26 protein-coding genes and 1 pseudogene are annotated in these 26,300 nt (G+C 46.5%); 15 read left to right on the top strand and 12 right to left on the bottom strand.

Translation table 11 applies throughout. The features are described 5' to 3' along the window. Window positions 1-205: 205 nt before the first annotated feature. The 3 genes from QUA13_RS01580 (at window position 206) to QUA13_RS01570 (ending at window position 3,275) form a co-directional block, all read left to right on the top strand. Window positions 206-2,014, top strand: coding sequence for an aspartate kinase (locus tag QUA13_RS01580; RefSeq protein ID WP_333196106.1), 1,809 nt, complete (start codon window positions 206-208; stop codon window positions 2,012-2,014). Window positions 2,015-2,281: 267 nt separating this feature from the next. Then, complete coding sequence (locus tag QUA13_RS01575) at window positions 2,282-2,692, top strand: hypothetical protein (RefSeq protein ID WP_333196105.1); 411 nt, start codon at window positions 2,282-2,284, stop codon at window positions 2,690-2,692. 199 nt (window positions 2,693-2,891) lie between these two features. Then, window positions 2,892-3,275, top strand: coding sequence for a hypothetical protein (locus QUA13_RS01570; RefSeq protein ID WP_333196103.1), 384 nt, complete (start codon window positions 2,892-2,894; stop codon window positions 3,273-3,275). Between the two features lie 57 nt (window positions 3,276-3,332). Here QUA13_RS01570 and dcm read toward each other — a convergent pair whose 3' ends face one another. Then, window positions 3,333-4,295 carry a DNA (cytosine-5-)-methyltransferase gene (dcm, locus tag QUA13_RS01565; protein WP_333196101.1) on the bottom strand — a complete coding sequence of 321 codons (963 nt, stop codon included), beginning with the start codon at window positions 4,293-4,295 and terminating at the stop codon, window positions 3,333-3,335. Window positions 4,296-4,444: 149 nt separating this feature from the next. Continuing rightward, a complete protein-coding gene (locus tag QUA13_RS01560) occupies window positions 4,445-4,600 on the bottom strand; it encodes a hypothetical protein (RefSeq protein ID WP_333196099.1) in 156 nt (51 codons plus the stop codon). Window positions 4,601-4,628: 28 nt separating this feature from the next. Between QUA13_RS01560 and QUA13_RS01555 the strand changes: the two genes are divergently transcribed. Further along, window positions 4,629-5,012 (top strand): DUF4346 domain-containing protein, encoded by a 384-nt coding sequence (locus QUA13_RS01555; protein ID WP_333196097.1) that lies wholly within the window; start codon window positions 4,629-4,631, stop codon window positions 5,010-5,012. Between the two features lie 59 nt (window positions 5,013-5,071). Here QUA13_RS01555 and psb32 read toward each other — a convergent pair whose 3' ends face one another. Beyond that, entirely contained in the window at window positions 5,072-5,794 is a 723-nt protein-coding gene (gene psb32, locus QUA13_RS01550; protein WP_172189603.1) for a photosystem II repair protein Psb32, read from the bottom strand. A 132-nt stretch (window positions 5,795-5,926) separates the two neighbouring features. On the opposite strand from psb32, the gene QUA13_RS01545 reads away from it, so the two are divergent. Continuing rightward, complete coding sequence (locus QUA13_RS01545) at window positions 5,927-6,157, top strand: hypothetical protein (protein ID WP_172189601.1); 231 nt, start codon at window positions 5,927-5,929, stop codon at window positions 6,155-6,157. Window positions 6,158-6,323: 166 nt separating this feature from the next. Here the strand turns inward: QUA13_RS01545 and QUA13_RS01540 are convergent, their stop codons facing one another. Further along, window positions 6,324-6,869 carry an NADPH-dependent FMN reductase gene (locus tag QUA13_RS01540; protein WP_333184405.1) on the bottom strand — a complete coding sequence of 182 codons (546 nt, stop codon included), beginning with the start codon at window positions 6,867-6,869 and terminating at the stop codon, window positions 6,324-6,326. Window positions 6,870-7,225: 356 nt separating this feature from the next. Between QUA13_RS01540 and ftsH the strand changes: the two genes are divergently transcribed. Further along, on the top strand, window positions 7,226-9,160 hold the full coding sequence (gene ftsH, locus QUA13_RS01535) for an ATP-dependent zinc metalloprotease FtsH (protein ID WP_172189599.1): 1,935 nt from the start codon (window positions 7,226-7,228) through the stop codon (window positions 9,158-9,160). A 155-nt stretch (window positions 9,161-9,315) separates the two neighbouring features. Here the strand turns inward: ftsH and QUA13_RS01530 are convergent, their stop codons facing one another. Further along, window positions 9,316-9,870: a M23 family metallopeptidase gene (locus QUA13_RS01530; RefSeq protein ID WP_172189616.1), complete on the bottom strand. Its 555-nt coding sequence runs from the start codon at window positions 9,868-9,870 to the stop codon at window positions 9,316-9,318. A gap of 351 nt (window positions 9,871-10,221) precedes the next feature. Between QUA13_RS01530 and QUA13_RS01525 the strand changes: the two genes are divergently transcribed. Continuing rightward, window positions 10,222-10,602, top strand: a complete 381-nt coding sequence (locus tag QUA13_RS01525) for a hypothetical protein (protein ID WP_333196093.1) — start codon at window positions 10,222-10,224, stop codon at window positions 10,600-10,602. A 166-nt stretch (window positions 10,603-10,768) separates the two neighbouring features. Here the strand turns inward: QUA13_RS01525 and QUA13_RS01520 are convergent, their stop codons facing one another. Then, the gene (locus QUA13_RS01520; RefSeq protein WP_333196092.1) at window positions 10,769-11,599 is read right to left on the bottom strand and encodes a phytanoyl-CoA dioxygenase family protein; all 831 of its coding nucleotides are present in this window, start codon (window positions 11,597-11,599) and stop codon (window positions 10,769-10,771) included. 172 nt (window positions 11,600-11,771) lie between these two features. On the opposite strand from QUA13_RS01520, the gene QUA13_RS01515 reads away from it, so the two are divergent. Together QUA13_RS01515 and QUA13_RS01510 are read left to right on the top strand one after the other, a co-directional pair. Further along, window positions 11,772-13,226: a RecQ family ATP-dependent DNA helicase gene (locus tag QUA13_RS01515; protein ID WP_333196091.1), complete on the top strand. Its 1,455-nt coding sequence runs from the start codon at window positions 11,772-11,774 to the stop codon at window positions 13,224-13,226. Between the two features lie 189 nt (window positions 13,227-13,415). Beyond that, window positions 13,416-14,381, top strand: a complete 966-nt coding sequence (locus QUA13_RS01510; protein WP_333196090.1) for an RluA family pseudouridine synthase — start codon at window positions 13,416-13,418, stop codon at window positions 14,379-14,381. Window positions 14,382-14,759: 378 nt separating this feature from the next. On the opposite strand, the gene QUA13_RS01505 is transcribed toward QUA13_RS01510, so the two are convergent. Next, a complete protein-coding gene (locus QUA13_RS01505; RefSeq protein ID WP_172189583.1) occupies window positions 14,760-15,518 on the bottom strand; it encodes a phycobilisome rod-core linker polypeptide in 759 nt (252 codons plus the stop codon). Between the two features lie 338 nt (window positions 15,519-15,856). Continuing rightward, a complete protein-coding gene (locus QUA13_RS01500) occupies window positions 15,857-16,453 on the bottom strand; it encodes a phycobiliprotein lyase (RefSeq protein ID WP_333196088.1) in 597 nt (198 codons plus the stop codon). 227 nt (window positions 16,454-16,680) lie between these two features. Here QUA13_RS01500 and QUA13_RS01495 point away from each other — a divergent pair, with 227 nt between their 5' ends. Then, window positions 16,681-16,851, top strand: coding sequence for an NblA/ycf18 family protein (locus QUA13_RS01495; RefSeq protein ID WP_242716365.1), 171 nt, complete (start codon window positions 16,681-16,683; stop codon window positions 16,849-16,851). A gap of 231 nt (window positions 16,852-17,082) precedes the next feature. On the opposite strand, the gene pstB is transcribed toward QUA13_RS01495, so the two are convergent. The 4 genes from pstB to pstS form a co-directional block, all read right to left on the bottom strand. Continuing rightward, window positions 17,083-17,883 carry a phosphate ABC transporter ATP-binding protein PstB gene (gene pstB / locus QUA13_RS01490; RefSeq protein WP_015176818.1) on the bottom strand — a complete coding sequence of 267 codons (801 nt, stop codon included), beginning with the start codon at window positions 17,881-17,883 and terminating at the stop codon, window positions 17,083-17,085. 91 nt (window positions 17,884-17,974) lie between these two features. Beyond that, window positions 17,975-18,868, bottom strand: coding sequence for a phosphate ABC transporter permease PstA (pstA, locus tag QUA13_RS01485; protein ID WP_333196085.1), 894 nt, complete (start codon window positions 18,866-18,868; stop codon window positions 17,975-17,977). A gap of 34 nt (window positions 18,869-18,902) precedes the next feature. Continuing rightward, on the bottom strand, window positions 18,903-19,859 hold the full coding sequence (gene pstC / locus QUA13_RS01480) for a phosphate ABC transporter permease subunit PstC (protein WP_333196083.1): 957 nt from the start codon (window positions 19,857-19,859) through the stop codon (window positions 18,903-18,905). Window positions 19,860-20,103: 244 nt separating this feature from the next. Next, entirely contained in the window at window positions 20,104-21,288 is a 1,185-nt protein-coding gene (gene pstS, locus QUA13_RS01475; protein ID WP_333196080.1) for a phosphate ABC transporter substrate-binding protein PstS, read from the bottom strand. Window positions 21,289-21,670: 382 nt separating this feature from the next. Between pstS and QUA13_RS01470 the strand changes: the two genes are divergently transcribed. The 5 genes and pseudogenes from QUA13_RS01470 to QUA13_RS01450 all read left to right on the top strand — a co-directional run. After that, window positions 21,671-22,249, top strand: coding sequence for a biotin transporter BioY (locus tag QUA13_RS01470; protein WP_172189575.1), 579 nt, complete (start codon window positions 21,671-21,673; stop codon window positions 22,247-22,249). 344 nt (window positions 22,250-22,593) lie between these two features. Next, the gene (gene lspA / locus QUA13_RS01465; protein ID WP_333196266.1) at window positions 22,594-23,106 is read left to right on the top strand and encodes a signal peptidase II; all 513 of its coding nucleotides are present in this window, start codon (window positions 22,594-22,596) and stop codon (window positions 23,104-23,106) included. 345 nt (window positions 23,107-23,451) lie between these two features. Further along, a complete protein-coding gene (locus QUA13_RS01460; protein WP_333196078.1) occupies window positions 23,452-25,107 on the top strand; it encodes a radical SAM protein in 1,656 nt (551 codons plus the stop codon). Between the two features lie 153 nt (window positions 25,108-25,260). After that, complete coding sequence (locus QUA13_RS01455; protein WP_333196077.1) at window positions 25,261-25,911, top strand: hypothetical protein; 651 nt, start codon at window positions 25,261-25,263, stop codon at window positions 25,909-25,911. A gap of 28 nt (window positions 25,912-25,939) precedes the next feature. After that, a pseudogene (locus QUA13_RS01450) lies at window positions 25,940-26,086 on the top strand (type II toxin-antitoxin system RelE/ParE family toxin); the annotation flags it as partial. Window positions 26,087-26,300 lie beyond the last annotated feature (214 nt).

The raw sequence follows: 26,300 nt of genomic DNA, 5'->3' as shown, positions 1-26,300 counted from the left end.
GGCAATTATTCAATCAAAAACATAAATTCGCATAAGTCGCAGATGCCGGTAGAGACACGGCAATTCAGTGTCCCTAGGAATATCATGTGCTGTAAAAATGCGATCGCTTAGCAGCCTCCTCAGAAACTATATAAACATTCATCGGTTATTATCAAAAATTTGCGTATATTAGCTTAAGTATTGCATCACTTTTTGTGTAAGTCCTATGGCACTAATTGTTCAGAAATATGGCGGAACCTCGGTTGGTACAGTCGATCGCATTCTGGAAGTAGCCCGACGAGTTGTAAAAACAGCACAGCTCGGCAACTCTCTGGTTGTCGTACTTTCGGCGATGGGCAAAACTACCGACGGTTTAGTTAAACTCGCCAAGGAAATTTCCGCAAATCCCAACAAGCGGGAAATGGATATGTTGCTTTCCACTGGGGAACAAGTCTCGATCGCACTTTTGAGCATGGCATTGCAGGAAATGGGACAGCCCGCAATTTCCCTCACCGGCGCCCAAGTTGGCATTGTCACCGAAGCCGCCCACACCCGCGCCCGAATTTTGCGCATCGATCCCAATCGGCTTGAGAACCAGTTAAAAAGCGGTAAAGTCGTTGTGGTTGCGGGTTTCCAAGGCATCGCCAATGCCGGAGAATTGGAAATTACCACCTTGGGGCGCGGCGGTTCCGACACAACAGCAGTTGCCCTCGCCGCAGCGCTGCGGGCCGACAGGTGCGAAATTTATACCGACGTGCCCGGAATTCTGACTACAGATCCGCGCTTGGTTGCCGACGCCCAATTGATGGATGAAATCACTTGCGACGAAATGCTGGAATTGGCAAGTTTGGGCGCAAAAGTCCTCCACCCGCGCGCTGTAGAAATTGCCAAGAATTACGGCGTGCCCCTGGTAGTGCTTTCTAGCTGGAGTGACGCCCCCGGTACGCGGGTAGTGTCGCCGCCCGCCCAATCCCGGCCTTTGGAGGGCTTGGAGCTCGCAAAAGCGGTGGATGCGGTGGAATTTGATTTGGATCAGGCGGGGGTGTCGCTGTTGCGTTTGCCCGATCGCCCCGGCGTAGCAGCGCGGTTGTTTGGTGCGATCGCGCAACAAAACCTCGATGTAGACTTAATTATCCAGTCAATTCACGAAGGAAATACTAACGATATTGCCTTTACAGTGAGGCGAAATTCCCTCAATCAAGCTGTCGCCGTTGCAGATGCGATCGTGCCCACCCTCGGCAAGAATTCTCGCCCAGAATTGGGAGAACCGGAAGTGAAAGCAGAAGAAAAGCCGATCGCTAAAGTTAGCATTGCGGGTGCAGGAATGATCGGGCGTCCGAGGGTAGCGGCCCAGATGTTTAAGACTTTAGCGGATGCAGGAATTAACATTCAAATGATTTCTACATCCGAGGTGAAAGTTAGTTGTGCGATCGATGCCGAAGATTGCGATCGGGCCGTTGCCGAACTCTGCAAAGCATTTGATGTCGCCAACTCTCCTATTGGGCGGCGTTCATCATCCCAAAAACCGCCCGCAGTCCGCGCCGTTGCGTTGGATATCAATCAAGCGCGTCTAGCAATTCGCCAATTGCCCGATCGACCCGGAGTAGCAGCAAAAATGTTCGGACTTTTAGCCGAGGAAAATATCAGCGTAGATACAATTATTCAGTCGCAGCGCTGCCACAATATCGACGGCATATTAACTCGCGACATTGCATTTACCGTAGCACAAATTGACGCCGAAGCTGCTAAAGACGCCCTCAAAAAAGCCGCCCCCGAATTTGGATGGGGCGAAGTAGCTGTCGATACACAAATTGCCAAAGTTAGCGTTGTCGGTTCCGGGATGGTAGCGCATCCGGGAGTAGCGGCAAAGATGTTTGAAGCGCTTTCTCGCCAGCAAATCAACATTCAAATGATTGCCACTTCCGAGATTAAAATTAGCTGCGTTGTGGATGAGGAACAAGGCGTAACTGCTTTGAAGGCAATTCACGCAGCGTTTGAACTTGCCGGCACCGAAAAAATCCAAGTTCCCGCCTAATACTTGTTTGCAGTTGGGAATTAAGATTGCGTCCGATCGGTGCTTGTATGGCGGTTTTCGGTAGGGACACGGCAGTGCCGTGTCCTTGCAAATATCGGGGACACAGCAGTGCTGTATCCCTACAAATATATTCTGATTTGGACAAGGCAATGCTGTGTCCTTGCAAATATCGATCGACCGTCAACGATCGGAGTTTTGAGTGCAATTTTCACAGCATGAGGCTGTGTTAAAATGAAACTGGCGATCGGCTAAAAGGGATTGAATCTTATGACTGTAGCGAAAGAACAGATTACTGATAGCAGTAGCAATAGCGGTTTATCAAATTTCCGCATCACGGTCGAACGTCTGCTCGAACTTTTAGATTTAGAACAAGAGGATGAGTACGGGATTTTGAGACCGACTGAGTATGCTTTCAGAACCGCGATGAAATGGATTGTAGAAACCTATGATATTTTGGGTGATAATTTTCCTAAAGCATCCACTGGTACAGACGATCTAGGTAGTATCAGACTTGCGTGGCAAAATGTAAATGCCGATCGGAGAGTACGCTTGTTCTGCCCGCATAATGCTGATGAGAAAGCTTACATTTATCATCAAAAGAGTGAGGAGTATGGATCGGAAGATATTACTTCAGCAGCAACCTTAGCCCATTGGCTAGAGTGGTATAATAAGGTATGACCGATAAATATTCTCGGAGGGAATCAGATGTAGTCATAAATATCTAATGATTCATTACAGTGGCAAGTAAAATACCAGGTAGCTCCTATATTTATTGTAAAACACTCTTATAAGTCTTAAAAACTGCTATAATATCTATTATTCTTAGACAGAGTTTATTCTCTCTGCTCTCCGAATGATATGTTATAACTAACGACTTATGAATACGAAATATCAATTCAATACTTTACCTGACAGTGCTATTGTCTATAGAGCTTTACTCCGGAGACAATGGATTGACGAAGCAAATTTAGTTGTATCTTCCGCTTATTTACTGCGAGCGAATGAACCGGGTTTATCGGTGACAATTGCCAGTCTTTGTTCCCCCGAACAATGTGCAGCAAAGTTCAACTATTGTTACGGAGTTGCTAGTCTGCAAGTAGGACAAATTCGTGAATTAGGTTTAGATGCAGTACCTGATTCAGCATCCCACGCTCAGATTGTCGGTTTACCTCAGGTGAAAGATGACCGAGACACGGCTGAAAGATTGGCCGATTTGTTAGCAGAGCGATCTAGAATTGTATGGACACCTTCGCAAACATAGCTGAGCAAGTTTTCAGATTAAATATGGGTTAAAAACCCCTGATAATACTCGGCCGTTTCAACCGTCGAGTATTTCTTGCGCGATCGCCTCCACCACCGGTACACAAACCGAATTCCCAATTTGCTTGTAACTTTCCCCCGCACTCGGATAACTTTTAAAATCTTCAGGAAAACCCATAAGGCGGTAACATTCCTTCAGCGTCAACTTTCTCACCATATCTTGCTCGGGAATGTAGATAAAAAACCTGCCCGATGTTTCTTGCGAAGGAATTGTCGGATGCACTCCATCTACCGAATAAATGCGATTAGGCTGTCTGTGAACTCTCGATAAATGTTCTGTATTCGGCCTCACGCCAGTTTTCCAAGTACCTTTATTTCTGTAACCTACAAATACAAGTCCCGAATCTTGCTTTCTCGGATAATCAATTAAAGTATACTCTGATTTGTCCAATATTTCAAAATCCCCTGTCTCGTCTAGAAATTCCCTGAGTTGCGGAGGAAACTTGCTTTTAAGTCCAGAAAAATTGAATTCTTTACCTTTAGTGGCAAGAATGAATATTCTTTCACGATGTTGAGGAATTCCAAAGTCTTTCGCATTCAGCATTTTGTAATTGACGCTGTATCCCAAATCTTCCAGACTGGCAATAATTACTTTTAAGGTATTTCCCTTGTCGTGATGGATTAAGTGCTTGACATTTTCGAGAACAATTACTTGAGGTTGCTTTATTTTTATAATTTTACAAATATCAAAGAATAGCGTACCTCTAGTATCTTCAAAACCTAGCTTTTTGCCGCAGATGCTAAAAGGTTGGCACGGAAACCCGGCGACTAAAACATCAAAGTCTTCTAACTCGACGGGATTAATTTTACTGATATCTCCAAAAGGAAGCTCACCGAAGTTCTGCGTGTAAACTTCTCGGCATTTGCTGTTAATTTCGCAGGAAAAAACGCATTTAAAGCCTATTTTTTCAAACCCTTGTCTGAAACCTCCTATTCCTGAAAACAAATCTATAAATTTCATTTTGGCTCAGCTTTAACACAAACAAATCATCTATACAATAATAACCGATTTTGCATCATAGATAAGTGAGAAAGGGCTAAAAAAACACAATACCCAGATCCCTGACTTCTTCAAGAAGTTGAGGCTCTAACAGCGATCTCGTCTTAAGTTCACTCATCAATTTCTCTGTCGAGCCCGATCGACTGTAGCATAGGAGCGGCAAATTGCAGGAATTGTCGATCGCCCAAACTTTCCCCCCATTCAACCAACCAACGTCCCAAACTTGTCCCGCAGCCGACTAAACTAGAAATAGCAGAACAAATCACAGCTATTGTCTACTTTCTTTCACCAACCATGAGTCAAACCTTGGAAAACCTCACCGCAATTGATGACAAGCTATCCAAACGCCACATCGACCTCGATCCCGGCGGCTACTTCATCATCTATCTCGATCGCGAAACCAGCTTAATTTGTGCCAAACATTTCACCAACATCATCGACGATCGAGGCCTCGCCGTCGATCCCGAAACTGGTAAACCCATCCCCGCCCGCGGCAAAGTAGAACGCACTCAGGCCACACTTTTTACCGGCAGAACCGCCAAAGAACTTTGCGTCAAAATCCTAGAAGAAACCCGCCCCAGCCCGGTGACAATGTTAGATCACGCGGCTTATCTGGGACGGGAATTTGTGCGGGCAGAAATTGCATTGTTGAGCGATCGAGAATACGTTCAAGATTAGTGCAGCCCTGCCATATTTTCTTGACAAAACGGCAACCGATCGGATGCAAGCAGCACCGATCACGAAAAACCTTGATACCAGAAATAAGTCACCATCGGAATCACTGTCGCCAATACCAACAGCACAACCACAACAACTGTGGCATTGCCTTGGTCTGTTTCTTCAGCTTTTTTAAACGTGCCTTCAACTTGAATGTTGTCAACAACTTCAGGAGGACCCGGATCGGGTTCGCCCGACAAAACAGTTGCAATGCGCGTACTTGCAGCCGCAAATGCCTCGTTGTATTTATTGCCTTCGCGCAGCGGCACTTGCACGGTTTCCCCAGCCACACTCTGGGCAATTTCATCGGTTAGCAGGGATTTCACTCCTTCCCCCGTCCGAATTGCCGCGCTGTTGGTAACAGTGTCGAGAACGAGTAAAATTTGATTAGTCCGATCTTCTTTTGCGGGAAACCACTGTTCAAACAGTTGGTCGGTGAAAGTGGCAGTCGTTTCGCCGTAGTCTAAGCGGTGGATGGTGACCAACCTGACTTGTTTCCCTGTTTTGTTTTCCAGGTTGTCGAGTACGCTGCTGATATTGCTTTCGCTGCTGCGGCTGAGCACGTCGCCTTTGTCGAACACCCAAGTACGATCGCCCGCCGACAACACCGGCATTTCGTACACGCCAGTCGCCAATGCCGGCAATACCGCCATCTGCGATGCGATTAGGGCGATCGCGATCGCCGCGGCCAAAGGTTGGAGATATTTTCTCCAGTTAAATAATTGCTTCCGGAGTCTAGTCATGAGGTTAACCGTAAAACTGACTTTTTTCCAAAAATACTATAGAAATCCCCGTAAAATTCATTTTATGCAGGGCAATATTTACAATTAGCTCGCCAGTGGAACTCCCCGCCAGATTATTTTAGGATTCTAACTATGGAACCAGCAGACACTTATAAAGGTTGGATTATTCAATCCCAGAAAGTTTTCTACGTCGAGGTTTGGGATAGCCGCGGCAACCGCCACGTCGCCGTCCAAAATGCCAAGACTGAGGAGGAAGCTTTGGAATTGGCCAAAAAGTGGATAGAAAAATATGAGTCCAAACCTGGAAGAATGGCGATCGACGTACCCCATCCTTTCGGAGACATGATCGATATGCCATTTTAACTCAGTTGACTGTTGACTGTTGGCTGTTGACTGTTGACTGTTAACATTACAGCTTGTAGGGTGCTCTGCTAGAGACAAAACCTCTTCAAATTGATAAATTAGGGGAATGGACGCACCCAAAGACTATGCCAGTTGCGTCCCAGACTACATTTGTCATGAGATACAATTACGAAATTCCTCGCAATTTCCGCGTATTTTCTACTAAACTCCGAGCAAATTCGTCGAACCTTTCAGACAGTTTTTCATCCAACAATTTACCGTCGGGACTAAAAGCTTTCCAAGCTTGTCCGATCGCAATTTGTTCCGGAATTACCCAAGCGTGTACCCATCTCAAAATCACGCGCATATCGTTGAGTGCGTTGCTGTTAACTTGCCCTCCCAAAACGCTAATCGCACCCGCAACCTTCCCGTCCAAATGCTCAAAACTCATCAAATCCAGGGCATTCTTGAGAGCACCGCTGACGCTACCGTGATACTCCGGCGTTGCCAAAATCAAGCCGTCGGCTTGCTTAACCGCATTTCGCAGCTTTTCCACATCCGGGTAATCGAGATAATCATTCTCACCGTCGCAGAAGGGCAGCTTGAGCGATCGCAAATCCAATATTTCAACTTCCGCGCCCAGGGCCTGCGCCCGCTCTGCTGCCACCTTCAACGCTAACTGGCTGTAGGAGCCAGCCCGCAAACTTCCGCCAATGCCGACAATTTTTACCATAAAACTCAAAAACAATCACTGCTCGACTAAAGCGTACTCATTCCGACTATGAATAAGATAGCAAGTTCGATCGGCAACTGTCAATCGATTTTAGATTTTAGATTTTAGATTTTAGATTTACGGACGGAGCCCAAAAACCGGGTTTTTTGAGCAAAATCCTTGGTTATAGCCCGCAGATTATGTAAAAAACCCGGTTTCTTGAGGAGCCGTGGATTCAAAACCCCCCCTCTTGAGGTGCCTCTTAAGATGCCAGCGAGAGATAAACCCATTCAACACCCGCCCTCTTGTTAACATAAATAAAGGTAGCAAACCAAAAGCGGTCAATCTTGGCAGTCTTCAACCTTGGGCAAAGCAATATGAAAAATTCTTGGAAACACGCATGGCTGGGGCATCTAGCTGTAAACAAAGACAAATCGAGCCAGAATCCTAAAAAATCAATTCCAGGACGGAATCTGTGGCGCATCCTGGGCAGTTTGGTGATTTCTCAAGGAATATTGCTCTCGGCCCCGGTTTTTGCCGAGAGCACCCCAACCACCATGAGTTACAGCCAACTGATTGACAACATAGAAAAAGGGCAAGTCAGTAAAATCGAAGTAGACGAAACTCAAAGAACTGCCAAAGTTAGGCTAAAAAATCAAAAAAGCGATCAGGCCCAATCAGTTACCCTATTCGACTACAACAACCGAGAACTGTACTCGCAAATCCGCGCCAAAAAGATTGACTTTGAAGTCAAACAAACAGCCGACAACGCGGCAGCAGTCAGTTTAGTAGTAAACTTGCTAGTGATTTTTGCAGTGTTGGCAGTGTTGATGGCAATCCTGCGCCGATCGACCCAATCTCAAGGAAATGCCATGAACTTCGGCAAATCCAGGGCCCGTTTCCAAATGGAAGCCAAAACCGGCGTGATGTTCGACGACGTAGCAGGCATCGAAGAAGCTAAAGAAGAACTGCAAGAAGTCGTAACCTTCCTCAAAAAACCCGAACGCTTCAACGCCATCGGCGCCAAAATTCCCAGAGGAGTTCTGTTAATCGGGCCTCCGGGAACCGGCAAAACAATGCTGGCAAAAGCCATCGCAGGCGAAGCAGCCGTCCCCTTCTTCAGTATCTCCGGTTCCGAATTTGTCGAAATGTTTGTCGGAGTCGGCGCCTCGCGCGTCCGCGACTTGTTCCGCAAAGCTAAAGAAAATTCCCCCTGCATCGTCTTCATCGACGAAATAGACGCCGTAGGAAGGCAGCGCGGCGCTGGTATCGGCGGCGGCAACGACGAACGCGAACAAACTCTCAACCAGTTGCTGACAGAAATGGACGGCTTTGAGGGTAACAGCGGCGTAATTGTGATTGCAGCTACCAACCGCCCCGACGTGCTCGATACCGCCCTGCTGCGGCCCGGCAGGTTCGATCGGCAAGTAACGGTAGATTTGCCCAGTTACAAAGGGCGTTTGGGGATTTTGCAAGTTCACGCGCGCAACAAAAAACTCGACCCAGAAGTTGCCCTAGACACGATCGCCCGCCGCACTCCCGGCTTTTCCGGCGCTGACTTGGCAAACTTGCTTAACGAAGCAGCTATTCTCACAGCGCGACGGCGTAAAGACACGATTACTAACTTAGAAGTTCACGACGCGATCGACCGGATCACGATCGGGCTTACGCTTAACCCGCTGCTGGACAGCAAGAAAAAGTGGATGACAGCATACCACGAAGTCGGACACGCCCTAGTCGCGACCATGCTCACAAATGCCGACCCGGTGGAAAAAGTAACGATTATTCCCCGTTCCGGCGGCATCGAAGGCTTTACTAGCTTCGTGCTCGACGACGAAATGCTCGACAGCGAAGGTTTGAGGAGTCGGGCTTTGCTGTTGAACAGAATTAAAGTAGCTTTGGGGGGACGGGCGGCGGAGGCAGAAATTTATGGCGATGCTGAAATAGACACCGGTGCCAGCAGCGATCTCAGAAAAGTTAGCAGTCTTGCGAGGGAGATGGTAACGCTTTATGGAATGTCGGATTTGGGGCCTGTGGCTTTGGAAAGTCCGAACAATGAGGTATTTTTGGGTCAGAACTGGAATTCACGATCGGAGTATTCCGAAGAAATGGCAATCAAGATCGATCGGCAAGTCCGCGAAATTGCCTTTGACTGCTACGAAGAAGCTCGCCGGATTATCCGCGAAAACCGCGCTTTGGTAGACAAACTTGTCGAAGCGCTGTTGGATGAAGAAACGATCGACGGCGACGAATTCCGCCAAATTGTCGCTCGGTACACCGAGTTAACCAAAAAAGAGTTGGCCCCAACATAAACAGTCATTAATCATTGGTCATTAGTCATTAGTTATTCAAGTTTGTAGTGAGGACTTTATTCCTAATTATCGAAAAAATAAGGACTTTATTCCTTACTACAAACCAACAAAAATGACTGCTAACTAATGACTAATGACTGCTAACTAATGACTAATTAAGATTGTTGCGCGTACATTTCCCGCAATACCAAAGCCGGGTCTACCCAGCGACCGCCGTACTTCAATCCCCAGTGCAGGTGAGGGCCGGTCGTGCGGCCGGTCATCCCAACTCTGGCAATTCTCGCACCGGCCGGCACAGTTTGACCCTGCCAAATTACCAGGCCGCCTTCGCGATCGACATAATAACGCCCGCCGTTAGCTGTTTCCACCCGACCTCTGAGGTGACAGTAGATGTGTTCCCAATTTCCCGATCGCACCACCATACCAGTGCCGCACCGGCCATCTTCCCAAACTTCCACAATTTGCCCGCCCCACCAGTTGCGGATATAGCTGCCTTCCGGGGCTGCCAAGTCCAAACCGTAATGAAAATCGCCGCCGCGGGGGCCGAAGGCGGAACTGTAGGCTTCAAAATTTTCGACGGGAAAAGAAGCTTCTTGCCACAAATTACCCGTCGCTACTCTGCTTGGTAAGCCAGACTGAGCTGTTACCAACTGCTGCTGCAAATAAGGGCCGATCGAAACAATGCCGATCGAAAGTGCCACCAGCAGCATCTGTCTGGGACGAAAAAAGCGTTTTGCCGTCAGCGGGCCTGTAGAGTCTTGCACGATTTTTTTCACGGCTGAAAGTTGAATGTATTTGCGGGTGTGGGTTGTCGGGCCAATTCGCTGCAAGATTGCCTTCGTCAGCTCTACCCGCCAAACGAATCAGTTGACCAACGTGTATCTTACTGCATACAGAGCCGGTGTCAAGGTTTCGGGTTAAATGCTATGGGGAACAGAAAATTATTTTCATGCGGAATTACTGATGCGGTTGAATTCGATCGAGCTTTTGCTTGACACTATAGTTAGTTCGGGGATTTTGGATGGCGTCTGAAATCTCAAATTCATCACCAACATCAAGCAATGCTTACTGAAATTTTTCCCTTTAGTTTTGCCATAGACGCAACTGCGATCGCAGGTGCGTCTTTGTGGTCTTTGGCCCTCTATTGGGGCCTGTCGCCCCTGACAGAATGGGTAATCCTGCAACTCAACCGCTGGATGAATTTTGCTGAGAGATCCCTCTACACCTCGGAAGCTGAGTTTGAAAGAACCCGCCAAGCCAGAGAAGCTCAAAATGCTTTTTACGCTTCGCTGTTAAGCATTCTGCCCTTTTTGATTGTCGGCGGATTGTGCAATTGGGGCGTCGAATGGTCGCTGGGTACTGGTTGGGCGGTATCTATGGGTACGATCGCCTGTATTGGCAGCGGCGTTTACGAACTCGGCCGCCGAGACGGTCAATCTTAGGCGATTTTAGATTTTAGATTTTGGATTTTGGATCGATCGAGATATTCGGAGATTTACCAGTCTCTAGAATTGATCGTAATCTCAAATCCAAAACTCAAAATCTAAAAGAAATATGACATATCGCGTCTATTATCACTCGCGCCTCAAACAAAATTAGCAATGTATTTTAACCGTAATTTGACTCAGGATGTTTGCCTAAAAGCCGCAGTTGTCGTTCAGTAGCGGTAGCGAGAATTTCGGGATTGAACTGCCACGGCCAAGGGGAAAATTTCTGCGCTATGTCGCGGTGGGAATAATGCACTTGGAGTAAGTAGCGAGTTCCATCTGTTGTCGTATTTTTGCCGCCGGAATGCCAAATTTCACTGCGGAAAAACAGCACATCTCCTGCTTTGCACAACACTGGTTCTGGGGAGTGTCCGTTCCAAGTTTCTTCCCCGCGATCTGGTTTTCGACCTGATTTGTGACTGCCAGGAATAATGTAGGTAGGACAGAGGTCTTCAGCGATGTCGCTGAGATAGAAATGGGCTGTACAAATCCATACTGGCAGTTGAAAAGTGCGATCCTCTCCGAGGGCTGCGCTAACGGCAAACACGCTTTCGGGCACGGGTACAAACACCCGATCGACGTGGACGCGCCAACCGTCATAACCGGGCCCGCTTTTCCACGCAGTCATGCCGATAATGTGGCAATCGCTGCCCATTAATGCTTCGGCTAATTCAATTATACCCGGTCGATCTGCATAGGAAAGCCACAGGCGATCGCGATTAAAAACGCATTTAAAATGATGGTTCAATTCACTCCAACTGCTACCGTCGAGTCCGAAGGGTTGCAGGCGATCGAGTGCTTCCCGCGCCGCCGCTATTTCCGACGCGCTGAGCACACCGGGAATCAGCGCAAAACCATCTTCGTGCACCGCCTCTACCGCCCCCGCTGTGTCAAAAATGTCACAAGTCTTTTGCCGATAGCTGAAAACTTCGTTTAACGTGCTTGCGTTCATAATTCAAATCAGAGTAAAATTATTAACTGTTATTAAATTAACACTAATTCTGCTGGATATTTACATACTATGGAGCCAGAAATCCGGTTTCTTGGTACATCAGGACTTACACAAAATCTAATTATGTAGGGTGCGTACTGCGCACATTATGTCTGATTTGGGGATAAATTAAATGCAATACCAACCAGAACCAACATCATTAAATCAAGCCCGCGCCGCCTTCCAAAAAATCTGGGGATACGACGACTTTCGACCGCCACAAGGAGAAATCGTCGGCAGTTTATTAGCCGGAAAAGATACAATAATAATTATGCCGACAGGTGGTGGCAAATCAATCTGCTTTCAACTGCCAGCTTTGTTGCAAACAGGCTTAACTTTGGTAGTTTCGCCGTTAGTCGCACTGATGGAAAATCAAGTACAAGAATTGCGCGATCGCAATCTTCCCGCTTCCCTCCTCCACAGTCAATTGCCAACACAGCAGCGCCGACAAACTATGCAATCGCTGCAACAAAACAAATTAAGGTTGCTGTACCTGTCTCCGGAAACATTACTCAGTAAGCCTGTTTGGGAAATTATCAGTCAGCCGCACATCCAAATCAACGGTTTAATATTAGATGAAGCTCACTGTTTAGTGCAGTGGGGTGATACTTTTCGACCAGCTTACCGCCGTTTGGGAACAGTGCGATCGGCTTTGTTGAAAGCTAAACCAGCAAACAGTAAAATTGCGATCGCAGCTTTTACCGCTACCGCCAACCCCGACGCGCAGCAGACAATCAAAAATGTCTTGCAACTGCAAAAACCTGAAGCATTTCTGCTAAGCCCCTACCGTTATAATCTGCACCTGCAAGTGCAAACAGTCTGGACGCCGAGAGGACGCAGGCAGCAGTTATTAAATTTTATTAAAGCTCGACCAAAACAAGCAGGTTTAGTCTATGTCCGCACTAGGAAAGATAGCGAAAGCTTGGCGGATTTGTTGGAAGCAGCCGGTTATGAAACAGCAGCATATCATGCAGGTTTAAGTCCAGAAGCACGGCGAAAAATAGAAAAAGCTTGGCTGAACAATGACCTTAAATTTGTGACTTGTACCTCAGCATTCGGGATGGGAATTAACAAGCCAGATGTCCGGTGGGTGGTTCACTTTCAAGCACCTTTGCTATTATCGGAATACATTCAGGAAATTGGTAGAGGCGGACGCGACGGCAAATCGGCGATCGCCCTGACATTGATTAGCGAACCGACGGGTTTGCTTTATCCCGAAGATAAACAAAGAGCACAATTTTTTCAAGATAAATTGCGATCGCAATATCGAGAAGCTCAGCAATTAGCCAAAAAACTGCCAGTTAAAGGCGATATAGAAGCAGTTTCCCGCGAATTTCCCGAAAGCGCGATCGCCCTTTCGATTCTCCACAGCAGCGGACAATTAACATGGCAAGATCCTTTTAATTATGCGATCGACAAATCCGCACAGCAAAAAGGCGAAAAACAAAACTTTACCGCAGCGGAAGAAATGGCAAAATATCTCAAACATCGCGAGTGCAGGTGGCAATTTTTGCTGCAAGCTTTTGGCTTTACTAAGGAAGCTACATCTATGCGGTGCGGCCACTGTGACAATTGTCGATATAATTGACAATTATACTCAAACGACTTAACCACTCCAACCCAAGAAACTGGGTTTTTTAGCCAGTCTGCGCGCCCAAAGGAAGTATTTCTGTGAAACAATCCGGTTTCGACGCACCCGTGCGATCGCGAACTAACTCACAGATGTTATGATTAAGATATTTGCTTTACACGTTTGGCAAAAAATAGTAAAAAGTAAATGATAGAAACAGACACTGCGGCACAGATTTACACAGTAGAAAATACAGAGGAATTCGATCGCAGTAATGTCAATCAGCGATTAGATATTTGGCTGTCAAACCAGATACCGGACTTATCCCGATCGCGAATCCAAAGCCTCATATCACAAGGCAACGTCAAAGTCAACGACGAAACCTGCACCTCGAAAAAAATATCAGTAAAAACGGGCGATCGCATCCACCTCACATTACCCGAAGCCCAGCCCACAAAGTTGCAGCCTGAAGCAATTCCCCTCGACATTCTCTACGAAGACGACAGCCTAATTATCATCAACAAACCAGCCGGATTAGTCGTCCATCCAGCCGCCGGACACCAAGACGGTACATTAGTCAACGCTCTCTTAGCCCACTGTCCCCTAGCAGAAATAGGCGGAGTTCAGCGGCCGGGAATCGTGCACAGATTAGACAAAGATACAACAGGTGCGATCGCGATCGCCAAAACCGACATTGCCCACCAACACCTGCAAGCCCAACTCAAAACTAAAACCGCCCGCCGCGAATATTTAGGCATAGTTTACGGCGCTCCCAACACCGAAACAGGCACAATAGACCTACCCATCGGGCGGCATCCCACAGACCGCAAAAAAATGGCGGTAGTACCAGTAGAAAAAGGCGGTCGCCCCGCAGTTACTCACTGGACAATCAAAGAAAGAATCGGCAACTATTGCTTAATGCACTATCAATTAGAAACCGGCCGCACCCATCAAATTCGCGTGCATACAGCGGAAATAAAACATCCGATTGTCGGCGACCCGATGTACAGTTCCAACCGTTCTATCGGCGTCAATTTAACCGGACAAGCCCTGCACGCATGGCGGCTGACATTGCAGCATCCCGTAACCGGAGAATTAATAGAGGCGATCGCACCTTTACCAGAGCAATTCAACACCCTGCTAAAAATATTGCGCCTGCGCTCTCACACTTGATCTCTTGGGCAGTTAAAACTGCTAAAGTTCTTACTATAAACATTTTTTGCCCTTCCTTTTTTCTTCATTAAACTTCTTGCCTAAATCTTTGATGCAAGAGGGAAACCGCAGATGAAAGTAGATGCGCGCAGATCGACGTAGATATATTTAAAGATAGTTTGCGAAGGCATTCAATTCAAGTCTAATATTTCTCCATTAAATCCCGTACATTGCTCGTTGGCTAACTGCTTCCCAAAAAATTATGAGTCCTAAGTTTTGGATTCCAAGTTTATCAAAAAACTCAAACCTCAAAACTCAAGACTCAAAACTCTCTCAGCCTAAAAGCCGATCGATTCAGTCGATCGCCCGACACAAATAATCGCATCAGGGCAGCATCAATTACCGGCGACGGGGAACCATCGTGTCGATATTGATATTAGCTAGAGGCACGCGCTGCGGCGGAGTAGCAGGCAGGGGCATATTGCGCGCCATACCCAAATAGTTCGACGGATCGCCAGCTTTGGGCTGCTGCTCTTGAGGAACAAAACGGCGGACACTTGTTTGCCAGATGATTTGCGGGAAGCCAAGCTGCGAACGGTGGTACTCACCGTAGCGGGGCGTCTTCAAGTTGAAAGGAGTGTCCCCTCCAACTCGCTGAGGCAAAATTCGGCGCTGCTGGTAAGGTACTGTATCGTAGCCGAACTTTTCCAGGTACTCATCGCTATTGACCAACTCGTCAATAAAGCCTTGAGGCCCCTTATTGGCTACCACGATCGACCAAGCAATCTTTTCGCGCTCGCTGTAAACGTCCCGGCCCAAAATGCGCTGCACGCACATTTCAACAAAACGGTAGTTGCTGTTAGTTTGATAATTCCGCTCCAAGAAAGGAGAAGAAGTCGCCAAACCGCGAATAAAATCCCGCACAGTAATTTGGCCGAACTTGAGTTGCGACTCCAAAGACTTTTGGCGGTTGCTCTTGAGGATTTGGTGTTCGCTGTAAATCTGGCGATATCCAGCCCAAATCAAATTTTCCATGTCTCCAGATGAGAGCACATTTTCAGTTGTGAAAACTCTGGGCTTCTCGTCGCTCCCCACTTCAAAACCAGCAACGCGCTGGTTTTGGCTCTTGGGGGCGTAGCTTATCAAAGGTAGCGCCACGTTAAAATCTCCGTTATCTCAAATTTCAGAAATAGTTGACACCGTGAGCTGCCAGCATAACGGATACAACTAACCAACATACAGATTAGGGGATTCCCGCAATCTAAATCTGATTTTCCTGAATTTTTGCAACAATCTGTAACATTTGTTGACTTTGGGGAAGTCAGCAGTCAGTAATTAGCAATCACCCAGGTTCCCAGTCTCTGGCTGGGAACGCCACTTGAGAGGCTCTGCCTCGTCTAATCTAACCGGAGGCAGAGCCTGAGACCCAGGATTCCCAGGCTGAGTCTGGAAACGAAGCCAAAGTTATGACCGATGACTAATGACTAATGACTAAATTACCAGCCCAGAGCCGAATAAAACTCGCTGGCGGCCACTTGATCTCCTGCGGCTTCTGATGTTGCATCCGAGTCTGGTTCCACCCGAATTTCGGTACAAAAAGTCGAAGTGCTGAAACCGCCAAAGCGCTTTACACTACTCGTCCGCATCCGCACGTTGGGATTAGCAAACCAGAAACGCTCGATCGAACTCATCGTCTCGTATTCCGTAATCAGCAGCAGCCCATCCTCATCATCCATCTCAAAACGGCCAGCTACCGGCACAATTTCCGCATAGCCGCGTTCCCGCAACATCAAACCCTGCCGGGGATTTTCAGGATCGGGGACGATCGCGAACACCGTAGATCCCTTGTGATTCTCATCATCCTTATCCCACGCCATCGAACCGTGCCAAGTTACAAAAGCCCCCCCAGCAGCCCGGCTCGGATCGACTTCGTGCATCTGGCAAATCTCGGCCACTCGCGCGTCATCTGCAGCCAGCGCCGTTACCTGAATATTTGAATCCCCAATCTCCGCTTGGCGGAAAGCGAGGTGGTGAGTGCTGCGCTGAGAACGCCACTCCCCAGCACTGCTTTGAAAAAACTCCATTGCATCCATACAAAATATCTCCTTTGGCTTATGCTTCCCGCTCTTGACGCCTTTTTATGATAGAGCTCCCCCCACTTAGATGTACTTTTGCGACACAAATTAGTCTCAAAATGTCTACTTTGGACATATTGTCAAGGGAATGTTATGATAGTTTACAATGTAGGGACACAACAAATCCTGCGAAACGTCATCCCGATCAATCTCGCATCGATCTCAGCAAACTGGAGGAGCGACTTATGGATATGCCTACAACCAGCCTCAGCATGGAACAGCAGTTCAAACTGCAAGTGCTGCGCGAAGAAGTCAAAAGGTTAAGCCAAGACCAAGCTCAGGAATACTTGCTCGAAGTTATGCGGCAAAACATGGTCAAAGAAAACCTGTTAAAGCATTGGATGAAGAATATGTGAACTCTTCAGCATTTCTTGACAAAAATCAGTGGCTTGTATTTGCAAAAAGTACGATCGAGCTTTTAATCATAAAATCCAGAATCCCGCTTTCTCCAAGAAAGCGGGATTCTCAATTCAGAAAAGTTTTACGCAGTTTTTTTTGTCGCTACCATACTCAGAAAATAAAATGTTTTTAGTCTCTTATAGAGGGACGACAGTTTTTGTAGCGACTGGCTTCAACCTGTCGGGGACTCAACCAAAACGGCCGCTCACATAATCTAAAGTAGACTCTTCCTTCGGACTTTGGAAAATAACCTCAGTCTTGTCACACTCCACAAGATAGCCAAACCGCTTCCCATCGTCAGAAAGTTTAGCATTGAAAAAAGCAGTCAGGTCAGAAACCCGAGAAGCCTGCTGCATATTGTGAGTAACGATCACAATCGTATACTTCTCCTTGAGTTCCCGCATCAACTCCTCAATTTTAATGGTCGAAATCGGGTCAAGAGAAGCGCAAGGTTCATCCATTAACACTACATCAGGATTAATCGCGATCGCCCTAGCAATACACAAACGCTGCTGCTGGCCGCCCGAAAGAGAAAAACCGCTTTGCTTCAACTTATCCTTCACCTCATCCCACAAATAAGCTTGGCGGAGCGACTTCTCCACCAGCTCATCCATATCCCCCTTATAATTGTTCACCCTCGCACCGTAAGCAATATTGTCATAAATCGACTTCGGGAAAGGATTCGGCTTTTGGAATACCATCCCAATCTTGCGGCGCACCTCTACAGCATCAATATCAGGAGCGTAAAGATTTTGACCGTAGTAATCAATTCTACCCTCTAAACGAAAACCGTTAACTAAATCGTTGAGGCGGTTAAAGCATCGCAGAATTGTACTTTTACCGCAGCCAGACGGCCCAATCAAAGCAGTAATGCGATTTTTAGGAATCTCCATACAAACATTTTTAACCGCGTGAAAAGCGCCGTAAAAAATATTGATATTTTCTGTCCGTAAAATTGTTTCCGTTTGCTTGTCTAAATCCATCATCATACAGGTAAAAATCCTCTCAAATTTTACTCAAGACCTGGGTTACATTCGGCCTTCATCATAAGTGCATGAATGCCTTTTTAAAACTCACCCTTTAATACACTTTTTTGTGAGTAGCCCAGCGAGAAAGAATACTCGTCAGCAACACCATACACACCAAAATCAAAGATGCAGCCCAAGCCAATTCTTTCTGTGCCTTAAAAGGAACCGTTGCAAAGTTGTACACCAAAACCGAAAGACTCGGAGTTGGCTTATCAAATCCTGCCGGCCAAAAAGGCGAATTCAGCGCCGTGAAAATCAAAGGAGCAGTTTCTCCAGCAGCGCGAGCAATTGCCAGCGTCACACCCGTTAAAATAGCCGGAATTGCCGCAGGCAAAACCACCTGCAACACTGTCTGATAATTAGAAGCACCCACACCAACCGACGCCCATCTAATATCTTGCGGGACGATTTGTAGAGCTTCGTCAGTAGTCCGCACAATCGTGGGCAACATCAGCACCGCCAGCGCCGCGCCCCCTGCAATTGCCGAAAAACCTCCCATATTTACCACGAACAAACCGTAGGCAAATACCCCGGCAATAATCGAAGGAACGCCGCTGAGGACATTAGTAGCAAAGCGTACCCAGCGAGCTACTTCGCCGCTGCTGAACTCCGACAAATAAACGGCTGCCAATACACCAAAAGGAACAGCAATTAAAGAAGCAATTCCCACCGTCATCAATGTACCGACAATTGCATTCGCGATCCCGCCTCCCGACAGTCCGGGCGGCGGCGGCAGCTTAGTAAACAAATCTAAATTCAGGCGATTGAAACCTTGTACGGTGACGTAGGAAAGCACTGCAAACAAAGGCAGCAGAGTGATGGCCAGACTAGCTCCAGCCAGTACAGTCATTGCCATATTAAACAGCGCTTGCGGGCTGTTTTTAACCTTCTTCAAACTGCCTGTTTTCGATACCAAAGGATTCTCGTCGGAGACGCTATTTGACATAAACTAAAACTATGTAGGAAATTGCGGCAAACTTCTAGTTGTACTTTGCTCTTACTTGAGAAACAATCCACTCTGCCAAAATATTCACAATCAGCGTCAGAATAAATAGAATTAGCCCCGTGTACATCAGAGCAGCAACTTGCAATCCCGAAGCTTCGGCAAATTGATTTGCCATCAGAGAAGCAATAGTATTTGCAGGAGCTAGGACAGAAGCACTTAACTGATTGGAATTGCCAATTAACAGAGTTGCGGCCATTGTTTCTCCCATGGCGCGACCGAGCCCGAGCATAATTCCGCCGACAATCCCGGAGAAAGCCGCCGGTACGAGCACTCTAAAAATTGTTGTCCAGCGAGTAGCTCCCAAACCCAGAGATGCTTGTCGCAATTCGGGCGGGAGACTTGCCAAAGAGTCGCGGGAAATAGCAGTAATAATGGGCAAAGTCATGATGCCCAAAATTACTCCGGCGGGTAACATTCCCGGGCCCACTGGCGGGGTGCTAAAAATCGGCAGCCATCCGAAAGTGCCGTTGAGAAACTTGCCGAGACTGGTAATAATGGGAATCAATACAGCAATTCCCCACAAACCGTAGACTACGCTGGGAATGGCTGCTAAAAGTTCTACTAAAAAAACCAAAGCTGTGCGCACTGGCAGCGGCAAAAAATCTTCACTCAAGAAGATGGCAGTCCCTACTCCTAATGGTACTGCAATTAGGAGCGCGATCGCCGAACTGACGATCGTCCCGTAAATCATCGGCAGCGCGCCGTACTCTTCTTTAACCGGATTCCAGCTACTGCCAAACACAAAGCCCAAACCGTACTGTTGAATCGCAGGTAAAGCCCTATAAGCAACGGTGAGCGCGATTACCAGCAAAATTACACCAACTCCTATTCCCAAAATACGAGTCAGCCAGATAAAGCCTTGGTCTAAGGATTTTTCTGCTTGAGAGCGCGATCGGCTCTCTGATTGAGCGCTGTTAAGATCTGAAATCATAGAAAAAAAAACCAAATATATAGTAGCGGAAAATAGCCTGTTTCGGAAAAAGCTAGAAGGAAGCAGAAAGAAAGACCGTAAATAAAATCAAAGAGGGGCGGGTTGATTAATCCCCTGACTTTTCAACAAATTTTTCTGGTAAAACCCGCCCCTACAGAAATATCTCTCTTTTTTTCTTCCTTCTTCCGTCTTCCTTCTTCCCTCTTCCGTCTTCCTTCTTCCTTCTTCCCTCTTCCTTCAATTGCTATTTGGCAACCTCAATCTTGTAGTCTGGGCTGATGCCGTCAGCGGCCGCGGCTACTTTTTCTTTAACGCTTTGGGGCAGAGGAACGTAGCCCAATTCGGAACTAACTTTTTGACCTTCATTCAAGCCGTATTCAACCATTGCCTCGATTGCTTTGGCTTTGTTGGGGTCAGCAACTGTTTTGGGGACGAGCATCCAAGTGTAGGTGACAATTGGATAGGATTGAGCGCCTTCGGGGTCTTCGATAAATGCTCGCAGGTTTTCCGGCAGAGGCACAGTCGCTAGAGCTGCTGAAGCTGACTCGTCGTTAGGTACTACAAATGTGCCTGCTTTGTTTTGTAGCGATGCAAATTTGAGATTGTTGTTTTTGGCGTAGCCGTATTCTACGTAGCCAATGCTGCCGACGGTTTGCAGAACTTGGGCTGTGACGCCTTCGTTGCCTTTTGCGCCTACGCCTACGGGCCACTGTACTGTTTTGCCGTCGCCTACTGCACTTTTCCAGTCGGGGCTGATGGCACTCAGGTGTTTGGTGAAGACGGCGGTGGTACCGCTGCCGTCGGAACGGTGGACGATGGTGATGGCTTGGTCTGGCAATTTAGCGCCCGGATTGGCTGCTGCAATTTTGGGGTCGTTCCACTTGGTTATTTTTCCGGCGAAGATATCTGCGTAAACATCCCTGGGCAATTTCAGTTCGGGTACATCTGGCAGGTTGTAGCCCATGACGATGCTGCCGGCTGTCATGGGCAGTAAGAGCACGCCTTTGTCTGCTGGAACTTTGGCGATTTCGTCGTCTTTCATTGCGGTGTCGCTGGCCCCAAAGTCTACTGTGCCTTTGGTAAATTGTTCGACTCCGGCGCCGCTGCCTACTGATTGATAGTTAATTTGTACTTTGGGGTTGATTTTGTTGAAGTCTTGAAACCAACGCTGGTACAGGGGGGCAGGGAATGAGGCGCCGGCTGCGGTGATGGCTACGTCTGACGCTAGGGCGAGTTTGCTGGGGGCAGCAGTGCCGGTGGCTGCAACGGGGGATGCGCCGGGGGATGCTGCGGTGTCGCCGGGGCTGGGGCTGCCGCCTGTGGTTGTGCTGTCGCCCCCGCCGCAAGCTGCTAAGCTGAGGGCGATCGCCATAGCGGAAATTGCAGTAGTCAGACGGTTTGGATTAATCAAGTTGAGACGAAAAAGCATAGGTATAAAAAATCTGCGATCGTTATATGGGTGTCGGCATCAGCATAGCGCGCGAAAGTAAAGGTTAGGTTAAGAATCTTTACACTTTATGGCAATTTAATATTAATTAATATTATTAATGTTATTTATGAGCTTGACAATTGTCAATTTATAAGATATAGGGCAGAGAAATAGCTACGGAAACAAGCAGTCGATCGCCCTCGGGCGAAAAATTCCCCATTAAACGATCGCAAGATCCAGGCTTGAGAACCAGAAAACCATACAATGGTGGTTATTTTGACAGTAGTGCTAGTATTAAGAATTTAAAAGCTGCGGGCATTGAAGCTTGCCTCGGACAAATGCCTTATGCCTTATACCTTCTGACGAATGCCGTTTGATGATAATGCCTGCTCCTATTGAATTAATCTGGGCTGTTATTGGTTTGCTCCTGACGATAGGAGGCACTTTTTTGCCTGCATCTGTCACAATTCCGATTGGGTTTTGGGACGATCGAGGATTTCAGGCGTACTCTTTAGGTGTTACCTATCAAATAGGAGCCGTTTTGCTAGTAGGCTGCATGGGGGGGAAAAATGCTGCGGCTCTCTCGCAAATTGCTTATTTGGCATTAGGATTAACTTTGTGGCCAGTTTTTTCTCAAGGCGGCGGCATCGGCTATCTCAAAGAAGCGAGTTTTGGGTATTTGCTGGGTTTTGTGCCTGGTGCTTGGGTGTGCGGCTGGGTGGCTTTTAAGGTAGCTTCGCGGCTGGAATCTATGGCTTTTAGCTGTTTGTGCGGTTTGTTCACTGTTCACGCGATCGGCTTAATTTATCTAGTTTTTACTTACTGGCTGCCTCCGGCAAAAAAAACACCTTTATTCGATGAGATTCTTAAATATTCGATTTATCCTCTGCCGGGACAATTGGCGGTAGTTTGTGCGATCGCAGTGCTGTCATTTACTTTGCGCCGCTTGATGTTTTATTGATTGGGTAATTGGTAATCGGTAAGGTAGTTACAAATAAATATTAGATGGGGAGGGCGGGTGAGAATACTCATAAAATCGCTTGTCTCATAGATTGTTAGCTAAACCCACCCTTACAAGATACTATGTTTTTTTGCCTTTACTTACTTAATCGAGAATTGCCAATCGGCGATTGATAATGGGGGATTGGTAGTTGTGTCAAATAAGGTTATACTGTCATTGCGCAACGGGAGAGTATTCTCGCTGCGGCTGGGATTTCTTTGCTGCACTGAATTCTGCTGGCAATAACTAGCGAAATTTGAGTAAATTATCCCATGCCCGATGCCCCCTGTTCTATTCCCCAATCCATGCGTTTTAAAAGAAATCCCTTGTTCTGGGTTGCTGCTGTTATCAGTTTAGTTTTAGACCACCTGACTAAGTTTTGGGTGGTACAAAATTTTGACTTGACACTTCCTCCGCAGACGCAGCCGCTGTTACCCGGAGTGTTTCACTTCACTTATGTTGTTAATACCGGTGCGGCTTTTAGTCTGTTCAGCAATGGCGGGGCGATTTGGTTGCGGTGGCTGTCTTTGGCCGTTAGTGTGGGATTGGTGGTGCTGGCTTGGTTCGGGCCGCGAATTAACCGCTGGGAACAAGCTGGCTACGGTTTGATTTTGGGGGGAGCACTGGGGAACGGGATCGATCGATTTGTTTCTGGCCATGTTGTAGATTTTATCGATTTTCGGCTGATTCGGTTTCCGGTGTTTAATCTGGCAGATGTGTTTATTAATGCTGGGATTGTCTGTTTGCTGATTGCAACTTTTCACAGTGCACCGCCGACTCCGAGAACTCAGGACGATCGCAATTCTATTTCAGAGTAACTTTGAACAAGTCAATCGATTTTAGATTTTAGATTTTAGATTTTAGATTAACCTCCCACGGGCTGTACCGTTCTCAGGTTTATCGGATGCCGAGCTTTTTTTTGCTTATCCACTGATGAATCCGGCGACCTCGCAACCAATTGCTTTCGGTCATTTGTCAGTTGTCTGTTACCAGAAGGTATAGGTGTCAACTTAAGATTAGAGTCATTTATGAGCTATAATTAGATTCTTTATTGCTAAGGCTAAACTTGCCCGCGATCCAAAGCAATTGGGTCACAAACCCCCGGATTTATCCGTGGGAAAAATTCCAAAATCTAAAATCTAAAATCTAAAATCTAAAATCGGATGACTCCTAATCCATTTGCCCAAGAACGCTTACTATTTGCGCCAGCAACGCCCGATGCTGATGCTATCCCGACTATTTTTGCTTTTCCCAACGAGTACACTGTGGGTATTACCAGTCTCGGCTATCAGATAGTGTGGGCAACTTTGGCTGTGCGATCGGATATTGAAGTCAGCCGTTTATTTACTGATATCCGCGAACAACTTCCCCGACATCCAGAATTACTGGGATTTTCGCTTTCTTGGGAACTAGACTATGTAAATATTCTAAATTTATTGGAATCTCTAGAAATTCCGATTTGGGCGTCAAAACGAACTGATAATCATCCGATCGTTTTCGGCGGTGGCCCGGTTTTTACTGCTAATCCAGAACCTTTTGCCGATTTTTTTGATGTGATTTTGCTCGGAGATGGCGAACATCTCATAGACAATTTTATTGATGCTTGTAAAGAAGTCCGTACCGCCGACAGAAAAACTAAATTGCGGCATTTAGCCCAAGTTCCGGGAGTTTACGTCCCCAGTTTGTACGAAGTAACTTATCTCGATGCTGCTGAGGGTATTAAATCGATTCAGCCTGTCGATTCGGGAATTCCCAGTATGGTTGAAAAACAGACTTATCGCGGCAATACTTTATCTGCTTCCACTGTCGTGACCGAAAAAGCGGCTTGGGAAAATATTTACATGGTGGAAGTGGTTCGGAGTTGTCCAGAAATGTGCCGTTTTTGTTTGGCAAGTTATCTGACTTTGCCGTTTAGAACTGCGAGTTTGGAGGATTCGCTAATTCCGGCGATCGATCGCGGTTTAGCTGTGACTAATCGTTTGGGTTTGTTGGGTGCTTCAGTCACTCAGCACCCGGAATTTGAAGCGTTGCTGGATCATTTGAATCATCCGAAATACGACGGCGTGCGGCTGAGTCTTTCTTCGGTAAGGACAAATACGGTGACAGTTAAGCTAGCAGAAATATTGACCAACAGAGACAGCAAATCTGTAACAATTGCGGTGGAAAGCGGGAGCGATCGCCTTCGCCAAATCGTTAACAAAAAACTCACAAATGACGAAATTATTCAAGCTGCTATCAATGCTAAGGCTGGCGGCTTAAAGGGAATTAAACTTTACGGGATGGCGGGAATTCCCGGCGAAGAAATGGAGGATTTAGAGGAGACGGTGGCGATGATGCGGGCGATTAGAAAAGCCGCTCCCGGTTTGCGGTTGACTCTGGGATGCAGCACTTTTGTCCCGAAATCTCACACTCCTTTTCAGTGGTTGGGAGTGAATAAAGATGCGGAGAAGAGGTTGAAGTTTTTAGATAAAGAATTGCGGAAGTTAGGTTTAGAATTCAGACCTGAAAGCTATAACTGGTCTGTGATTCAGGGTTTGTTGTCAAAGGGCGATCGGCGGTTGTCTCGGCTGTTGGAATTAGTGCGGCATTATGGCGATACTTTGGGCAGTTATCGACGGGCTTTTAAGGAGTTGCGGGGACAGTTGCCAGATATGGATTTTTATGTGTTTCAAGAGTGGGAATTGGAGCAGGTTTTGCCTTGGAGTCATTTAAAAGGGCCGCTACCGGAAGCGACTTTGAAAAAACATTTAGCTGAGGCAATGAGTCATACAACACGACAGCCAAATCAAAAATGTGAGAATTCACTAAGTCCCGTTTAGTAAATTAGATTATAATAGCCTCATGCGTGTTATTGCCAAAGAGCCGAAATTCATCTGGCATAAGGCTCACGGTAACAGCAATAGATCTCAAATGGGTTCTATATTTCAAAGCTCAAATTCATTGGATATAAAAATTTTTGAGGGCGTACTATTATGAAATGGAAAAAATTAATCCTTACACTCCTAGTTATTTTGCCAGTTTCAGGTACTTTTCATAAGATATCTGCTTCCTATGGAAACACAATATTCATCGCCCAAGAGAATAGAGAACCAGATAAGTTGGAACTTTGCTATATTGCCCAATCGTTTAGGAAAATCGAGGACTTAGAATTTGTTACTATAATTGACTATAAGGCTCTCAGTAGAGATGAAGGACAGGGCTACGGAGCAAAATGGAAAAATAAAGACAATACTCTCGATTTATATCTGTACGATCTTAATTATCAAAATATTGGAAATTCTTTGGATTCTCCTTTGGTACAAGAAGCACTTAATTCAGCTATAGAAGGAGTTAGATACGCTCTTCAAAAGGGAATATACCAAAAAGCAGATATTGGAGTCACTTCCACTCGGGAATTCGGTGAATTAAAGTTTTTGTTTGTACCGATGAAAATTATAGTTTCTGGAAGACAGGCAGAATCTGTAATTATCTTGACTGTACTTCAAGGGCGGTTTTTCAAAGTTCGTTTAACATCTTTTGAAGAAAATCCAAAACAAAAAATAGAACGTATTCTTACTAAATTGCCTCAACTCATCCCCACAAAATCCCAAGTAGCTAGTAACTGTCCTACTGACCCATCCTAAGTTCCTCTTTGACAAACTCGAAATTATTTTGGGGACTTTGGGAGATTGTCAATCAGTTGGAAATGGAGTCTTTGAATTAAGGATAGACTATGGCTCTGGTTTCCGAATTTATTTTGGGCAAATAGGAATGACAATTGTGATTCTCATCTGCGTAGGCGATAAAAGCACTTTTTGAAGAAGAAAACCCCGAGGCAGAACTGCTAAAAATGGTACTTAACAATGTAGCAGAAGCTCTCGGTCAACCAAAAATGAATCCTGAACCATATGAATTGCACTTAAAAAAACTGGATGAATTGCTGTCGCAGCAAGGAATTGGAGTTTAGACTAAGCAGGTCAAAAAGTGCGCTCGCCCAAAGACCGGCAAACGTCCATACTCCAACGGCAACGGT

The organism is Microcoleus sp. S28C3 (genome assembly GCF_036700785.1).
Taxonomy (GTDB): Bacteria; Cyanobacteriota; Cyanobacteriia; order Cyanobacteriales; family Microcoleaceae; genus Microcoleus; species Microcoleus asticus.
This window is presented reverse-complemented; position numbering and strand designations above follow the sequence as displayed.

Coding starts and splice junctions, on each gene's coding strand:
- QUA13_RS01580 (WP_333196106.1), top strand. CDS start 206: ATGGCACTAATTGTTCAGAAATATGGCGGAACCTCGGTTGGTACAGTC.
- QUA13_RS01575 (WP_333196105.1), top strand. CDS start 2,282: ATGACTGTAGCGAAAGAACAGATTACTGATAGCAGTAGCAATAGCGGT.
- QUA13_RS01570 (WP_333196103.1), top strand. CDS start 2,892: ATGAATACGAAATATCAATTCAATACTTTACCTGACAGTGCTATTGTC.
- dcm (WP_333196101.1), bottom strand. CDS start 4,295: ATGAAATTTATAGATTTGTTTTCAGGAATAGGAGGTTTCAGACAAGGG.
- QUA13_RS01555 (WP_333196097.1), top strand. CDS start 4,629: ATGAGTCAAACCTTGGAAAACCTCACCGCAATTGATGACAAGCTATCC.
- psb32 (WP_172189603.1), bottom strand. CDS start 5,794: ATGACTAGACTCCGGAAGCAATTATTTAACTGGAGAAAATATCTCCAA.
- QUA13_RS01545 (WP_172189601.1), top strand. CDS start 5,927: ATGGAACCAGCAGACACTTATAAAGGTTGGATTATTCAATCCCAGAAA.
- QUA13_RS01540 (WP_333184405.1), bottom strand. CDS start 6,869: ATGGTAAAAATTGTCGGCATTGGCGGAAGTTTGCGGGCTGGCTCCTAC.
- ftsH (WP_172189599.1), top strand. CDS start 7,226: ATGAAAAATTCTTGGAAACACGCATGGCTGGGGCATCTAGCTGTAAAC.
- QUA13_RS01530 (WP_172189616.1), bottom strand. CDS start 9,870: ATGCTGCTGGTGGCACTTTCGATCGGCATTGTTTCGATCGGCCCTTAT.
- QUA13_RS01525 (WP_333196093.1), top strand. CDS start 10,222: ATGCTTACTGAAATTTTTCCCTTTAGTTTTGCCATAGACGCAACTGCG.
- QUA13_RS01520 (WP_333196092.1), bottom strand. CDS start 11,599: ATGAACGCAAGCACGTTAAACGAAGTTTTCAGCTATCGGCAAAAGACT.
- QUA13_RS01515 (WP_333196091.1), top strand. CDS start 11,772: ATGCAATACCAACCAGAACCAACATCATTAAATCAAGCCCGCGCCGCC.
- QUA13_RS01510 (WP_333196090.1), top strand. CDS start 13,416: ATGATAGAAACAGACACTGCGGCACAGATTTACACAGTAGAAAATACA.
- QUA13_RS01500 (WP_333196088.1), bottom strand. CDS start 16,453: ATGGATGCAATGGAGTTTTTTCAAAGCAGTGCTGGGGAGTGGCGTTCT.
- QUA13_RS01495 (WP_242716365.1), top strand. CDS start 16,681: ATGGATATGCCTACAACCAGCCTCAGCATGGAACAGCAGTTCAAACTG.
- pstB (WP_015176818.1), bottom strand. CDS start 17,883: ATGATGATGGATTTAGACAAGCAAACGGAAACAATTTTACGGACAGAA.
- pstA (WP_333196085.1), bottom strand. CDS start 18,868: ATGTCAAATAGCGTCTCCGACGAGAATCCTTTGGTATCGAAAACAGGC.
- pstC (WP_333196083.1), bottom strand. CDS start 19,859: ATGATTTCAGATCTTAACAGCGCTCAATCAGAGAGCCGATCGCGCTCT.
- pstS (WP_333196080.1), bottom strand. CDS start 21,288: ATGCTTTTTCGTCTCAACTTGATTAATCCAAACCGTCTGACTACTGCA.
- QUA13_RS01470 (WP_172189575.1), top strand. CDS start 21,671: ATGCCTGCTCCTATTGAATTAATCTGGGCTGTTATTGGTTTGCTCCTG.
- lspA (WP_333196266.1), top strand. CDS start 22,594: ATGCGTTTTAAAAGAAATCCCTTGTTCTGGGTTGCTGCTGTTATCAGT.
- QUA13_RS01460 (WP_333196078.1), top strand. CDS start 23,452: ATGACTCCTAATCCATTTGCCCAAGAACGCTTACTATTTGCGCCAGCA.
- QUA13_RS01455 (WP_333196077.1), top strand. CDS start 25,261: ATGAAATGGAAAAAATTAATCCTTACACTCCTAGTTATTTTGCCAGTT.